Origin of the sequence: Paracoccus sp. 08 (assembly GCF_024105395.1) — a bacterium.
Classification (GTDB): domain Bacteria; phylum Pseudomonadota; class Alphaproteobacteria; order Rhodobacterales; family Rhodobacteraceae; genus Paracoccus; species Paracoccus marcusii.
The window spans coordinates 39,040-52,555 of the sequence record NZ_WEKR01000064.1 but is presented as its reverse complement, the minus strand read 5'-3'; the positions used below and the strand labels follow the sequence as shown (position 1 = coordinate 52,555).

11 protein-coding genes are annotated in these 13,516 nt (G+C 68.5%); all 11 read right to left on the bottom strand.

Going from position 1 to position 13,516, the window contains the following annotated elements; all coding sequences use genetic code 11:
* Nucleotides 1–31 precede the first annotated feature (31 nt).
* Genes yjfF through chvE form a run of 11 tightly spaced genes read right to left on the bottom strand, consistent with a single transcriptional unit; the run spans nt 32 to nt 13,483 of the window.
* Nucleotides 32–988, bottom strand: coding sequence for a galactofuranose ABC transporter, permease protein YjfF (yjfF, locus tag GBO37_RS14285; protein WP_252929711.1), 957 nt, complete (start codon nt 986–988; stop codon nt 32–34).
* Complete coding sequence (locus GBO37_RS14280) at nt 985–1,983, bottom strand: ABC transporter permease (RefSeq protein WP_252929709.1); 999 nt, start codon at nt 1,981–1,983, stop codon at nt 985–987. Before GBO37_RS14280 ends, yjfF begins: the two co-directional genes overlap by 4 nt.
* Nucleotides 1,980–3,473 (bottom strand): sugar ABC transporter ATP-binding protein, encoded by a 1,494-nt coding sequence (locus tag GBO37_RS14275; protein WP_252929707.1) that lies wholly within the window; start codon nt 3,471–3,473, stop codon nt 1,980–1,982. Before GBO37_RS14275 ends, GBO37_RS14280 begins: the two co-directional genes overlap by 4 nt.
* Before the next feature lie 52 nt (nt 3,474–3,525).
* A complete protein-coding gene (ytfQ, locus tag GBO37_RS14270) occupies nt 3,526–4,485 on the bottom strand; it encodes a galactofuranose ABC transporter, galactofuranose-binding protein YtfQ (RefSeq protein WP_084693910.1) in 960 nt (319 codons plus the stop codon).
* 53 nt (nt 4,486–4,538) lie between these two features.
* Complete coding sequence (locus tag GBO37_RS14265; RefSeq protein ID WP_252929705.1) at nt 4,539–5,993, bottom strand: aldehyde dehydrogenase (NADP(+)); 1,455 nt, start codon at nt 5,991–5,993, stop codon at nt 4,539–4,541.
* A gap of 11 nt (nt 5,994–6,004) precedes the next feature.
* Nucleotides 6,005–6,916, bottom strand: a complete 912-nt coding sequence (locus tag GBO37_RS14260) for a Gfo/Idh/MocA family protein (RefSeq protein ID WP_252929703.1) — start codon at nt 6,914–6,916, stop codon at nt 6,005–6,007.
* Nucleotides 6,916–8,658 carry an L-arabinonate dehydratase gene (gene araD / locus GBO37_RS14255; RefSeq protein ID WP_046001636.1) on the bottom strand — a complete coding sequence of 581 codons (1,743 nt, stop codon included), beginning with the start codon at nt 8,656–8,658 and terminating at the stop codon, nt 6,916–6,918. The genes GBO37_RS14260 and araD overlap by 1 nt, the downstream gene beginning before the upstream one ends.
* Nucleotides 8,659–8,669: 11 nt before the next feature.
* A complete protein-coding gene (gene araD1, locus GBO37_RS14250) occupies nt 8,670–9,656 on the bottom strand; it encodes an AraD1 family protein (protein WP_252929701.1) in 987 nt (328 codons plus the stop codon).
* Between the two features lie 3 nt (nt 9,657–9,659).
* The gene (gene mmsB, locus GBO37_RS14245; protein WP_046001479.1) at nt 9,660–10,853 is read right to left on the bottom strand and encodes a multiple monosaccharide ABC transporter permease; all 1,194 of its coding nucleotides are present in this window, start codon (nt 10,851–10,853) and stop codon (nt 9,660–9,662) included.
* Between the two features lie 7 nt (nt 10,854–10,860).
* Nucleotides 10,861–12,378: a multiple monosaccharide ABC transporter ATP-binding protein gene (mmsA, locus tag GBO37_RS14240; RefSeq protein ID WP_252929699.1), complete on the bottom strand. Its 1,518-nt coding sequence runs from the start codon at nt 12,376–12,378 to the stop codon at nt 10,861–10,863.
* 49 nt (nt 12,379–12,427) lie between these two features.
* On the bottom strand, nt 12,428–13,483 hold the full coding sequence (gene chvE / locus GBO37_RS14235) for a multiple monosaccharide ABC transporter substrate-binding protein (protein ID WP_084693901.1): 1,056 nt from the start codon (nt 13,481–13,483) through the stop codon (nt 12,428–12,430).
* Nucleotides 13,484–13,516 lie beyond the last annotated feature (33 nt).

Here is a 13,516-nt window from a genome sequence, read left to right as displayed (position 1 = left end):
GGGGCGCGCGGGGAAAACCCGCGCGCCATTCCTATCGGCGCGCCGACAGCGTCAGCAGACCCTTCTGCAGCAGGATGAAGACCAGCAGCAGCAGGCCGATCACGATCTTGGTCCACCAGCTGGACAGGGTGCCGTCGAAGACGATGTAGGTCTGGATCAGCCCCATCGTCAGCACGCCGACCAGCGTGCCGAACATGTATCCCGACCCGCCCGACAGCAGCGTGCCGCCGATCACCACCGCGGCGATGGCCGTCAGTTCGGTCCCCACCGTGGCCAGCGAATAGCCCGACCCGGTATAGACCGCGAAGACGATCCCCGAGAGCCCCGCCATCAGCCCCGAGAACCCATAGACCAGCACCGTCGTGCGCCCCTGCGGGACGCCCATCAGGCGGGCGGTCTGCGCGCCGCCGCCCAGGGCATAGACGCTTGTGCCGAACCGCGTGCGGTGGGCGATGACCATGCCGACGGCAAAGACCGCCAGCATCAGCACCCCGATCAGCGTCAGCCGCCCCTTGCCCGGCATCAGCACATAGGCGCCCTGCAGTTGGCCAAAGAACGGGTGCGTGATGGGCACGGATTGCACCGACAGCAGATAGGCCGCACCCCGCGCCAGGAACATCCCGGCCAGCGTGACGATGAAGGCGGGCATGGCCAGCCGGTCGATCAGGAACCCCATCGCCGCCCCGAAGGCGGTCGTCAGCCCCAGCAGGATCGCAAAGACCGCCAGCGGATGCAGCCCCGTGTCGCGCAGCATCACGGCGATGAACACGCCCGAAAACGCGATCACCGCGCCGACCGACAGGTCGATCCCGCCGGACAGGATGACCAGCGTCATCCCCACCGCGACGATGCCAAGATAGGCGTTGTCGGTCAGCAGGTTGCCGATCACCCGGGTGGACAGGATGTTCGGGAACTGGCTGTAGGCCAGCGCATAGGCCACGACGAAGATCAGGATCGTCGCATAGAGCGGCAGGGCACGGGCGTTCATGCGCGGTCCCCCTGGGCGCGGTGGCTGTCGCGCCACAGCCGCCATTCCGAGGCGATGCGCGGCGATTGCAGGATCAGGATCACCAGCACCAGCCCGGCCTTGATGATCAGGTTGTATTCGGACGCGAACCCGGCCAGCAGGATGCCCGCGCTGATGGTCTGGATGATCAGCGCCCCCAGCACCGATGCCGCGATAGAGAACCGCCCCCCCAGCAGGGAGTTGCCGCCGATCACCACCGCAAGGATGGCGTCCAGCTCCAGCCACAGGCCGGCGTTGTTGGCGTCGGCGCCGCGAATGTCGGCGGTCACGATGATCCCCGCCAGCGCCGCGCAGAACCCGCTGGCGACATAGACGGCGATTAGCAGGACCGTGGCGTTCACACCTGCCAGCAGGGCCGCGCGGCGGTTGATGCCCACCGCCTCGACCAGCAGGCCAAGCGCGGTGCGGCGCATCAGCAGGGCCGCGGCTGCGGCGGTGGCCAGCCAGATCCAGACCGGCACCGGCAGGCCCAGGGCCATCCCCGAGCCCAGCCAGGAAAAGCCCGGATCGGTGAAGGTCATGATGCGGCCTTCGGTGATCAGCTGGGCCACGCCGCGGCCCATCGTCATCAGGATCAGCGTCGCGACGAAGGGCTGGATGCCCACGACCGCGACCAGCACGCCGTTCCACAGCCCCGCCACCAGCCCCGCGCCAAGCGCCAGGGCCAGCGCCGCCCCCGCGCCAAGCCCCGCGGTCAGCGCCCAAGCCGCCGCCGCGCCGCAGATCGCCATGATCGTGCCCACGGACAGGTCGATCCCGCGCGTGGCGATGACCAGCGTCATGCCGACCGCCAGCAAGGCGACCGGTGCGCTGCGCTTCAGGATGTCGATGACCGGGCCGACCAGGCGGTCGTTCTGCACGTCGACGGACAGGAAGCCGGGATAGAAGACCGACACCAGTGCCACCAGGGCCGCCAGGGCGATCAGCTGGGGGGCGATGCGCGACATCAGGGTCATGCCGCCTCTCCGGTCCCGGCGATGGCGCGCATGATCGCATCCGCGCCGACCGCGCCTCCGGTCAGCTGGGCCACATGGGCGCGGTCGCGCAGCACGATCACGCGATCGGCCACCGCGACCAGTTCGTCCAGCTCGCTGCTGATGATCAGCAGGGACAGGCCTCCGCGGGTCAGGTCGCGGATCAGGCGCAGGATCTGGGCATGCGCGCCCACGTCGATGCCGCGCGTGGGCTCGTCCAGGATCAGGAAGCGCGGGTTCATCGCCAGCCAGCGGGCCAGCACGGCCTTCTGCTGGTTGCCGCCCGACAGCTCTCCGATGGGCTTCTCGCGACCGGATGTGCGGATGTCCAGCTGACGGATGTAATCGTCGGCCAGCCGGTTCTGTTCCGCCCGCGGAATGGGTCGTGCCCAGCCCCGGCGGGCCTGCAAGCCCAGGATGATGTTCTCGCGGATCGACAGGTCGGCCACGATGCCGTCTGTCTTGCGGTCCTCGGGCGCAAAGCCAAAGCCCGCCGCGATTGCCGCGCGGGGGGTGCGCAGGTCGATGGGGCCCGCGTCGTCGCGGGCGGTGCCGGTCTGGGCGGGGCGGATGCCGAACAGCAGTTCGGCCGTCTCGGTCCGGCCCGACCCCAGCAGACCGGCCAGGCCGACGACCTCTCCGGCACCCATGTCCAGGTCGAAGGGCTGGATGGTGCCGGCCCGGCCCATCCCCTGGAACCGCAGGATCGGGGCCGCGGGCGCGGCATCCGCGGCGGGGCCGGCCACAACATCCTCCAGCGCGCGGCCCAGCATCTGTTCGACCAGGGTCATGCGGTCCAGCCCGGCGATGGGCTGGCTGGCGACGCGGCGTCCGTTGCGCAGGATCGTCACCTGGTCGGCCAGATCGAACACCTGGTCCAGGAAGTGCGACACGAAGACGATCGCCATCCCCTGGTCGCGCAGGGACCGCAGCACGTCGAACACCATCCGCACCTCGGCAGCGTCTAGGCTGGCGGTGGGTTCGTCCAGGATCAGCACCTTGCCGGAAATGCGCACCGCGCGCGCGATGGCCACGATCTGCTGGATGGCCACGGAATAGCGGCCCAGGTCGCGGTCCACATCGATGTCCAGGCCATAGCGGGCAAGCGTCTGGCGCGCTTGGGCGCGCATGGCGCGAGTGTCGGTCAGCCCGAACCGGCGCGGTTCATGGCCGAACATCAGGTTCTGCGCGACCGTCAGGTTGGGCAGCAGGTTCACCTCCTGGTAGACAGTGCCGATGCCCAGTTCCTGCGCCTGCAGGGTGGAACGGGGGTCGATCGGGGCGCCGTCCAGCATGACCGTGCCTCCGTCGCGGCGATAGGCGCCGGTCAGGCACTTGATCAGCGTGGACTTGCCCGCACCGTTCTCGCCCAGCAGGGCGTGGACCTGGCCCGCCGCGATGTCCAGGTCGACATCGTCCAGCGCGCGCGTGCCTGGAAACAGCTTGGTCAGCGACCGGATCGACAGCAGCATCGGCATTCCTTTCAGGGATCGGGCGGGCCTGTCGCGGCCCGCCCGCGTGGCATTAGTAGCCCAAGTCCTTGCGGCGGTCGTATTCGCCCTGCGGATCGTCGGCCGCCGTGTACAGCTTGGATTCGGTCTGGATGAACTTTTCGGGCATGGTTCCGTCGGCCCAATACGCCTCCAGCGCGTCGAAGGCGGGGCCGGCCATGTTGGGCGTCAGTTCGACCGTCGCATTGGCCTCGCCCGCCGCGATGGCCTGGAAGATGTCGGGCACCGCATCGATGGACACGACCAGGATGTCGGTGCCCGGCGCCAGACCCGCCTCCTTGATGGCCTGGATCGCGCCCACCGCCATGTCGTCGTTATGGGCATAGAGCGCGCAGATGTCCGCGCCGCCGCCCTCGGCCTGCAGGAAGCTCTCCATGACCTCCTTGCCGCGGGCGCGAGTGAAATCGGCGGTCTGGCTGCGCACGATCTCCAGGTTGTCATGGCCCGCGATGGCGTTCTCGAAGCCGGTCTTGCGGTCGATGGCGGGGCTGGAGCCCGTGGTGCCCTGCAGTTCCACGATGCGGCAGGGTTCGCCCGCGACCTCGTCGACCAGCCACTGGCCCGCGACCTCGCCCTCGTGGACCAGATCCGAGCCCACGGCGGTCAGGTACAGATCGTCGGCGCTGTCGACCTGGCGGTCCAGCAGGACGACGGGGATCTCCGCCTCGGCGGCCTCCTGCAGGACGCTGTCCCAGCCCGTGGCCACGACCGGCGCCAGCAGGATCGCATCGACCCCCTGGGCCACGAAGGACCGGATCGCGGCGATCTGGTTCTCCTGCCGCTGCTGGGCGTCGGAAAACTGCAGCTGATAGCCGCGCTCTTCGGCTTGGCTGCGGGTCAGCGTGGTCTCGGCCGCGCGCCAGCCCGATTCCGAACCGATCTGCGAAAAGCCGATCGTCTCTCCCTCGGCAAGGGCCGCCCCGGCCGACAGGGCCAGCGCGGCGACGGTCGTCAGCATGGTTGCATGGGTCATGTGAACATCCTCCCTGGATATGTTTAGACGTTTGTCCGCGCGGCTGTCTTCCCTCAGTCGCGAAGGTCGTGCGGCAGCAGGGCGTCGGGCAGGTTCTGGAAGCAGACCGGGCGCAGCCAGCGCCGGATCGCCAGAGTGCCGACGCTGGTCGCGCCGAAATTCGTTGATGCCGGATAGGGACCGCCATGAACCATGGCATCGGACACCTCGACCCCGGTGGGCCAGCCGTTGGCCAGGATGCGCCCGGCCTTGCGTTCCAGCACAGGCATCAGCCGCGCCGCAAGGTCCGTGTCGCCGTTATCCATCTGCAGCGTCACCGTCAGCTGGCCGTCCAGCGCGCGGGCCACGTCCAGCATCTGCGCATCACCGTCGGCGGCCACGATCAGGCCAAGCGGGCCGAACACCTCATGTGCCAAGTCGGGGTTGTCCAGAAACGCGGATGCGGTCGCGCGAAAGACGGCGGGCCGCGCGTTCCGGCCCGACGCCTCGGCCACGGTCACGGGCGTCGCCGCTCCCGCGACCGCCGCCACGCCGTCGCGGAACGACTGCGCGATGCCGTCGGTCAGCATCCCCTGGGCCGGGGCATCGGCCAGCGCGGCGGCGGCGGCACCGGCGAACGCGTCGGCCCTGTCCGCCGGAACGATCACCACGCCCGGATTGGTGCAGAACTGGCCCGCGCCCATCGTCAGGCTGGCCGCCCAGCCCTGGGCGATCTGATCGCCGCGCGCGGCCATGGCGGCGGGCAGCAGGAAGCAGGGGTTGATGCTGCCCAGTTCGCCATAGAAGGGGATCGGTTCGGGCCGCGCGGCGCACAGGTCGAACAGCTCGCGCCCGCCGCCCAGGCTGCCGGTAAAGCCCACCGCCCGGATCAGCGGATGACGCACCAGCGCCTGACCGGTCTGGTGCCCCGCCCCGTCCAGATAGGCAAAGACCCCGGCCGGCATGCCGGTCCGCCCGGCGGCCTCCAGGATCGCCTCGGCCACGATGCGGCCGGTTTCGGGATGGGCGGGGTGGCCCTTGACCACGACCGGGCAGCCCGCCGCCAGCGCCGATGCCGTGTCGCCCCCCGCGGTCGAGAAGGCCAACGGAAAGTTCGACGCGCCGAACACCGCGACCGGCCCCACCGGCCGCTGGATCATCCGCAGATCGGGGCGCGGCAGCGGCTGGCGGTCAGGCAGCGCCACGTCGTGGCGGCGGTCCAGGTAATCGCCCCTGCAGATGTGGTCCGCGAACAGGCGCAGCTGCCCGGTGGTGCGCCCGCGTTCACCCTGCAGCCGCGCGGTGGGCAGGCCGGTCTCGGCCACGCCGGTTTCGGTGATCGCGTCGGCGCGCGCCTCGATCGCGTCGGCGATGGCCTCCAGGAACCCGGCGCGGGCGTCGCGGGACAGGGCGGCGAATTCCGGGAACGCCGCCTCGGCCGCGCGGGCGGCGGCGTCGACGGCGTCCTGGCCGTCAGCGTCCTGCCAGCGGCCAAGGATCAGGTGCTGTCCGTCGCGGGGGTGGGTCATCAAGGTCTCCTTCAGAATTCGAACGGGTCGACGGCATGCCGCCGGCCCGAGGTAAAGGCGTCGGCGACCAGCACCATCGGCGCCAGGTCCACGTCGGACGCCCCCTGGCGCACCAGCCGCGCCATGCGGTCATACAGCGCGGGATATTCCTGCATGATGCTGTCGCCGCCCGTCACGGGGCGGTCGTCGATCTGCAGGATGTTGCCGCCGTTCCTCAGCACCAGCGTGCCGTCGTCGGTGACGATGCGAATGTCCCAGGTCTGCGGCCCCCGCTGGCGGAAATCCAGATCAGCGGTGATGCCCTGCGACAGCTGCAGCCGCGCCGCGATGGGCGCCTGGCGGTTGGCGGGCACGTCCAGGTCGGCGCCCTGCAGATGCACAGGTTCGGGCAGGATCGCGGTCAGGATCGACAGGGCGTTGATACCGGGATCGAACACGCCCATGCCCCCGGCGTCCAGGATCCAGTCCTGGCCGGGATGCCATTTGCGGATATCCTCGCGCCAGGTGATCCGGCCTTCGCGGATGGCGCGACCCGCCAGCCAGTCGCGGGCCGCGGCGACGCCCTGGGCCATGCGCGAATGCCAGGTGGCAAAGATCGTCAGCCCCTGCGCCGCGGCCATGTCGCGCAGGACGTGAACCTCGGACAGGGTGGCGCCGGGGGGCTTTTCCAGCATCAGGTGCCGCCCCGCGCGCAGCACCGCCACCGCCGCGGCAAAGCGTGGCACGGGCGGCAGGCACAGGCTGATCGCGCAGATCTCGGGGTGGGCCGCCAGCATCGTGTCGATGTCGTGAAAGGCCAGGACGCCCGGAACCTGACCGCTGCGCGACACGGTCGCCGTCAGGTCCCAGTCCGGGCTGGCGGCCAGCGCGGGGACGTGCTGATCCAGGGCGATCTTGCCGATGCCGACCAGGGCGATCTTCATCAGTGGCTGTCCTTTCCGACCGCGTTGCCCCGGCACCCGCGCAGGAAGTCCATGTCCGCCCCGGTATCGGCGCCCATCACGTGGGCCTGGTGCAGAAAGGCGTAACCGCTGGTCGGCTGATCGGGCAGCGGACGCCACGCGGCCAGCCGCGCGGCCAGTTCCGCATCGGGGATGTCCAGGTGCAGGCGGCGGTTCGGCACGTCCAGTTCGATCATGTCGCCGTCGCGGACCACGGCCAGCGGCCCGCCTGCCGCCGCCTCGGGGGCGGTGTGCAGGACCACGGTCCCATAGGCCGTGCCCGACATGCGCGCATCCGAGATGCGGATCATGTCCGTGATGCCCCGGCGCAGGACCTTGGGCGGCAGGCCCATGTTGCCCACCTCGGCCATGCCGGGATAGCCCTTGGGCCCGCAATTCTTCAGGACCATCACGCAGGTCTCGTCGATGTCCAGTGCCTCGTCCGTGATGCGCGCCTTGTAGTGGTCGATGTCCTCGAACACGACCGCGCGGCCCCGGTGCACCAGCAGATGCGGGCTGGCGGCGGACGGTTTCAGCACCGCGCCGTGGGGGGCCAGGTTGCCCCTCAGCACCGCGATGCCGCCCTGGGGCGTCAGCGGGTTCGATGCGGGGCGGATCACGTCGGGATTGTGGTTCATCACCCCCTTGACCTCGTCCCAGATGGACTGGCCGCTGACGGTCAGCGCGCCCTTGTGCAGCTGCCCCGCCTCGGCCAGGTGCTTGATGACCACGGGCAGCCCGCCGGCATAGAAGAACTCCTCCATCAGGTACTGGCCCGACGGCATCAGGTTCACGATGGTCGCTACGTCCCGCCCGCAGCGGTCCCAATCGTCCAGCGTCAGGTCCACCCCCACGCGGCCCGCCATGGCCAGCATGTGCACGACCGCGTTGGTCGACCCGCCGATGGCGCCGTTGACGCGGATGGCGTTCTCGAACGCCTGCTTGGTCATGATGTCGGACGGTTTCAGATCGTCCTTGACCATCTGCACGATGCGCCGCCCCGACATCTGCGCCATGACGCGGCGACGCGAGTCCACCGCCGGGATCGCGGCATTGCCGGACAGCGCCATGCCCAAGGCCTCGGCCATCGAGGCCATTGTGCTGGCGGTGCCCATCGTGTTGCAGGTTCCCGAGGAACGCGACATCGATGCCTCGGCCTCCAGGAAATCGTCCTGGCTCATCTCTCCGGCCTTCACCGCCTCCGAGAACTTCCACAGATGCGTGCCCGACCCCACGCGCTCTCCGCGGAAATAGCCGTTCAGCATCGGCCCGCCGGTCACCACGATCGAGGGGATGTCGCAGGATGCCGCCGCCATGATCAGGCTGGGCGTGGTCTTGTCGCAGCCGACCAGCAGCACCGCGCCGTCCATCGGCTGACCGCGGATCGTCTCCTCGATCGCCAGGGCGGCCAGGTTGCGGAACATCATCGCGCTTGGCCGGAACGTGTTTTCCGAGGCAGAGAAGACCGGCACCTCGACCGGAAAGCCACCCGCCTCCCACACGCCGGCCTTCACCTTCTCCGCCAGTTCGCGCAGGTGGCCGTTGCAGGGCGTCAGGTCGGACCAGGTGTTCAGGATGCCGATGATCGGGCGCCCATCGAACAGATCGTGCGGATAGCCCTGATTCTTCATCCAGCCGCGGTGATAGATCGTGTCGCGTGACGTGCCGCCATACCATTCCTGCGAACGCAGACGGCGGGGCCAGGGGGCGGGGGTGAATGTCATGGGCCGGATCTCTACAGGGCCGCGACCGCGACGGGCGTCGCGTCGGCGGGGCGTTGCGTCAGCGGATTGACCAGCGGCAGGCCGAAATCCGGGCATTCGATCTGGAAGCTGTCGCCGTCGCGCGTGGTGATGCCGTCGGCAAAGGACAGGGTCGCGGTGCCGAAAAAATGAACGTGCACGTCGCCGGGCCGGCGGAACAGATCGTACTTGAAATGGTGGTGTTCCAGGTTGGCAAGACTGTGGGACATGTTCGCCTCTCCGGACAGGAACGGCTTTTCCCAGACCACCGCGCCGTCGCGGACCAAGCGGCTGGTCCCGCGCAGATCGGCAGGCAGCTCGCCCACCCGCAATTCGGGGCCAAAGCTGGCCACCCGCAGCTTGGAATGCGCCAGCCACAGATAGTTGCCGCGTTCGGTCACGTGGTCGGAAAATTCGTTGGCCAGGGCAAAGCCCAAGCGGAACGGGCGGCCATCGGGGGCGATGACGTAAAGGCCCGCGATCTCGGGCTCTTCTCCGGCGTCCAGGGCGAAGCCGGGCGAGGTCAGGGGCGCGCCGGGGGCCACCGCCGCATGGCCGTTGCCCTTGTAGAACCATTCGGGCTGGGCGCCGATGCGGCCCTGGTCGGGCTTGCCGCCCTCCAGCCCCATGCGGAACATCTTCATGCTGTCGGTCAGCGTCTCGACCGCGCTCTGGTGCATGGCGTCGCGGGTGGATGCCGACCCCAGATGGGTCAGCCCGGTGCCGGTCAGGTGCAGATGCGCGGGATCGTCATGGTCCAGCGGCACCAGCAGGCGGCCCTGGTCCAGCGCCTCGGCCAGATCGACCGCATCCCCCCGCCCGCGGGCCGCGACCTCGGCCGCCAGGCCCCGGCCCGCGGCGATCGCCGCCAGCGCCAGGTCGCGGGTCGAGGTCGCGCCGGGGACCAGATGCGCCGCGCCGTCGGTGCGGGCGGCGACGGCGCGGGTGCCGTCGGTCACGGTCAGTTGCGACAGGAACATGGATCAGACCTCGCGGTTCTTGTTGTAAACGTCGAAGAACACCGCGGCCAACAGGACCAGGCCCTTGATCACCTGCTGGTAATCGATGCCGATGCCCATGATGGACATGCCGTTGTTCATCACGCCCATGATGAAGGCGCCGACCACGGCGCCCACGATGCGGCCCACGCCCCCCGACATGGACGCCCCGCCGATGAAGACCGCGGCGATCACGTCCAGCTCGACCGCGAAACCCGCGCGGGGCGTGGCGGTGTTCAGGCGCGCCGCGAAGATCAGGCCCGCAAGCGCCGCCAGCAGGCCCATGTTGACGAAGGTCAGGAAGGTCAGCCGTTCGGTGCGGATGCCCGACAGCTTTGCGGCCTTGGCATTGCCGCCGACCGCATAGATGCGCCGCCCGATCGTCGTGCGTTCGGTCAGGAAGACATAGATCACCGTCAGCACCACCATCGACAGCAGCACGTTGGGCAGGCCGCGGAACCAGGCCAGCTTCCACGTCACGAACAGCAGCGCGGCGGCGACGATGGCGTTGCGCAGCACGAACAGGGCGAAGGGTTCGTCCTCGATGCCATAGCGGGCGTTGCGGGCGCGGGTGCGCAGGCCCAGCCACACGATCAGCAGCGTCGCCATCACGCCCACGGCCATGGCCAGCCCGTTCGGCCGCCCGATGCCCAGGATGTCGGGGATGAACCCCGTCGACAGCAGCTGGAAGTTCGCCGGGAACGGTCCGACCGACTGCCCCGCCAGAAGCCACAGCGACAGCCCGCGAAAGACCAGCATCCCCGCCAGCGTGACGATGAAGGACGGGATCTTCCAATAGGCCACGAAATAGCCCTGCACCGCGCCGATCGCCATGCCCATGACAAGGCAGATCGCCATCGCGGCCCAGACCGGCATGCCCCAGGTGACGATCATCACAGCCGCCAGCGCGCCGACGAACCCCATCACCGACCCCACGGACAGGTCGATATGGCCCGACACGATCACCAGCAGCATGCCAAGCGCCATGATGATGATATAGCTGTTCTGCAGGAACAAGTTGGTGATGTTCACCGGGCGCAGCAGCACGCCCCCCGTCACGATCTGGAAGAAGACCATGATCGCGATCAGCGCGAACAGCAGCCCGTATTCGCGGATGTGCCGCATGATGTAGTCGCCGATGCCGATGCCCGGCGCGCGGTCCGTCTGTTCCACGGCCATGTCCTTTCTATTCCCTGACTATCAGCGACATGATCGCTTCCTGGCTGGCCTGATCCGCGGTCAGTTCGCCCACGAAGCGGCCCTCGTTCATCACATAGATGCGGTCGCACATGCCCAGCAGTTCGGGCATCTCGGACGAGATCACGACGACGCCCTTGCCCGCGGCACTCAGGTCATTGATGATACTATAGATTTCGTATTTCGCGCCCACATCGATGCCGCGCGTGGGTTCGTCCAGGATCAGCACGTCGGGATCGGTGAACAGCCATTTGGCCAGGACGACCTTCTGCTGGTTGCCGCCCGACAGGTTCATGACCTTCTGGAACACCGACGGGGTGCGGATGCGCAGCTGCCGGCGATAGGTCTCGGCCACCTCGGTCTCGCGGCTTTCGTCCACGATGCCGCGGCGCGCGACGCCGTCCAGGTTGGCCAGGATGGTGTTGCGGCGGATCGTCTCGTCCAGGATCAGGCCAAGCGTCTTGCGGTCCTCGGTGACATAGGCCAGCCCTGCGGCGATGGCGCGGTCGACGGTGGACAGGTCCACCGGACGCCCCCGGACCAGCGCTTGTCCCGCGATGTCGCGGCCATAGCTGCGGCCGAAGACGCTCATCGCCAGCTCGGTCCGGCCCGACCCCATCAGCCCGGCGATGCCCACGACCTCTCCGGCGCGGACGGTCATCGACAGGTCGCGGATCATCTGGCGATCGCGCTGTTCGGGATGCCAGACGTTCCAGCCCCGCAGTTCGAACAGCACCTCTCCGGCGAGGCGGTCGCGGTCGGGATAGCGATGCGCCATGTCCCGGCCCACCATGTCGCGCACGATGCGGTCCTCGGTCAGGCCCTGACGCGCGTCCAGCGTGCTGATCGTGGCGCCGTCGCGGATCACGGTGACGCTGTCGGCCACGCGACGCACCTCGTTCAGCTTGTGGCTGATGATGATGCTGGTGACGCCCTGACCCTTCAGCTCCAGCAGCAGGTCCAGCAGGGCCTGGCTGTCGCTTTCCGACAGGGCCGCGGTCGGTTCGTCCAGGATCAGCAGGCGCACGTTCTTGGACAGGGCCTTGGCGATCTCGACCAGCTGCTGCTTGCCCACGCCCAGGGTGTCGACGATGGTGCCCGGCGTCTCGCGCAGGCCGACCTTGGCCAGCAGGGCCTCGGTCTGGCGGTACGTCTCGGGCCAGTCGATGACGCCGCGGGTGGCGCGTTCGTTGCCCAGGAAGATGTTCTCGGCGATGGTCAGCAGCGGCACCAGCGCCAGTTCCTGGTGGATGATGATGATCCCGCGATCCTCGCTGTCGCGGATGGTGCGGAAATCGACGGGCTGGCCGTCGAAGACGATCCGCCCGTCATAGCTGCCGGTGGGATAGACGCCCGACAGCACCTTCATCAGCGTGGACTTGCCCGCGCCGTTCTCTCCGCAGATGGCGTGGATCTCGCCCTGCGCGACGGTCAGGCTGACATCGTCCAGCGCCTTGACGCCGGGAAATGTCTTGCTGATCCCCTGCATTTCCAGAAGGTCTGTCATGGCCCTGCCCCGGATGGGGACCGCCCCGCGGGGGACGGTCCGGCTGGTGTCACTGCAACTGCTCGGGGGTGTAATAGCCGCTCTCGACCAGGATCTGCTCCCAGTTCGAGGCGTCGACCGGCACCGGCTCCAGCAGATAGGAGGGCACGACCTTGACGCCGTTGTCATAGGTCTCGGTGTCGTTCACCTCGGGCTCGGTGCCCTTCAGCATGGCATCGACCATGCCCACGGTGACGCGGGCCAGTTCGCGGGTATCCTTGAAAACGGTGGAATACTGCTCTCCGGCCTGGATCGACTTGACCGACTGGACCTCGGCGTCCTGGCCGGTGACGATGGGCATGGTCTGATCGCCCGACCCGTAACCCACGCCCTTCAGCGACGACAGGATGCCGATGGACAGCCCGTCATAGGGCGACAGTACGCCATGCACGGTGGCCTGGGTATAGTTCGACGACAGCAGGTTATCCATCCGCGCCTGCGCGGCCGATCCGTCCCACCGCAGCGTGCCGACCGTGTCCATGCCCATCTGGCCCGACGGGATCGCGATGCGCCCGTCGTCGATCAGCGGCTGCAGGACCGACATCGCCCCGTCGTAGAAAAAGTAAGCGTTGTTGTCGTCCGGGCTGCCGCCGAACAGCTCGACGTTCCAGGGTTTCACGTCGGGGAACCGCTCCTCCAGGCCCGCGACCAGCGAATTGGCCTGCTCGACGCCGACCGAGAAGTTGTCGAAGGTCGCGTAATAATCGACATCCGGCGTGTCGCGGATCAGGCGGTCATAGGCGATGACCTTGATGTCGGACGCGGCGGCATTGGCCAGCGCGTTCGACAGCGTGGTGCCGTCGATGGCGGCGATCACCAGGACGTCGACGCCCTTGGTGATCATGTTCTCGACCTGGGCCAGCTGGTTGGGGATGTCGTCCTCGGCGTATTGCAGGTCGGTCTCATAGCCGGCCTCCTGGAACTGGCGGACCATGTTGTTGCCGTCATCGATCCAGCGGGCCGACGATTGCGTGGGCATCGAGATGCCCACGGTCTGGGCCGCGGCGCCGAAGGCCAGCCACGACGTTCCGATCGCCAGCGCGATCGCGGCGGTGTTCAGTCTCATGTGATTCTCCCTTTCGGCGCCGTGGCGCCGCCC

Excerpts from the sequence above, each read along its gene's own strand:
- araD1 (WP_252929701.1), bottom strand. The coding sequence starts at position 9,656 with ATGTTCCTGTCGCAACTGACCGTGACCGACGGCACCCGCGCCGTCGCC.
- mmsB (WP_046001479.1), bottom strand. The coding sequence starts at position 10,853 with ATGGCCGTGGAACAGACGGACCGCGCGCCGGGCATCGGCATCGGCGAC.
- GBO37_RS14260 (WP_252929703.1), bottom strand. The coding sequence starts at position 6,916 with ATGAAGATCGCCCTGGTCGGCATCGGCAAGATCGCCCTGGATCAGCAC.
- ytfQ (WP_084693910.1), bottom strand. The coding sequence starts at position 4,485 with ATGACCCATGCAACCATGCTGACGACCGTCGCCGCGCTGGCCCTGTCG.
- mmsA (WP_252929699.1), bottom strand. The coding sequence starts at position 12,378 with ATGACAGACCTTCTGGAAATGCAGGGGATCAGCAAGACATTTCCCGGC.
- yjfF (WP_252929711.1), bottom strand. The coding sequence starts at position 988 with ATGAACGCCCGTGCCCTGCCGCTCTATGCGACGATCCTGATCTTCGTC.
- araD (WP_046001636.1), bottom strand. The coding sequence starts at position 8,658 with ATGACATTCACCCCCGCCCCCTGGCCCCGCCGTCTGCGTTCGCAGGAA.
- chvE (WP_084693901.1), bottom strand. The coding sequence starts at position 13,483 with ATGAGACTGAACACCGCCGCGATCGCGCTGGCGATCGGAACGTCGTGG.
- GBO37_RS14280 (WP_252929709.1), bottom strand. The coding sequence starts at position 1,983 with ATGACCCTGATGTCGCGCATCGCCCCCCAGCTGATCGCCCTGGCGGCC.
- GBO37_RS14265 (WP_252929705.1), bottom strand. The coding sequence starts at position 5,993 with ATGACCCACCCCCGCGACGGACAGCACCTGATCCTTGGCCGCTGGCAG.
- GBO37_RS14275 (WP_252929707.1), bottom strand. The coding sequence starts at position 3,473 with ATGCTGCTGTCGATCCGGTCGCTGACCAAGCTGTTTCCAGGCACGCGC.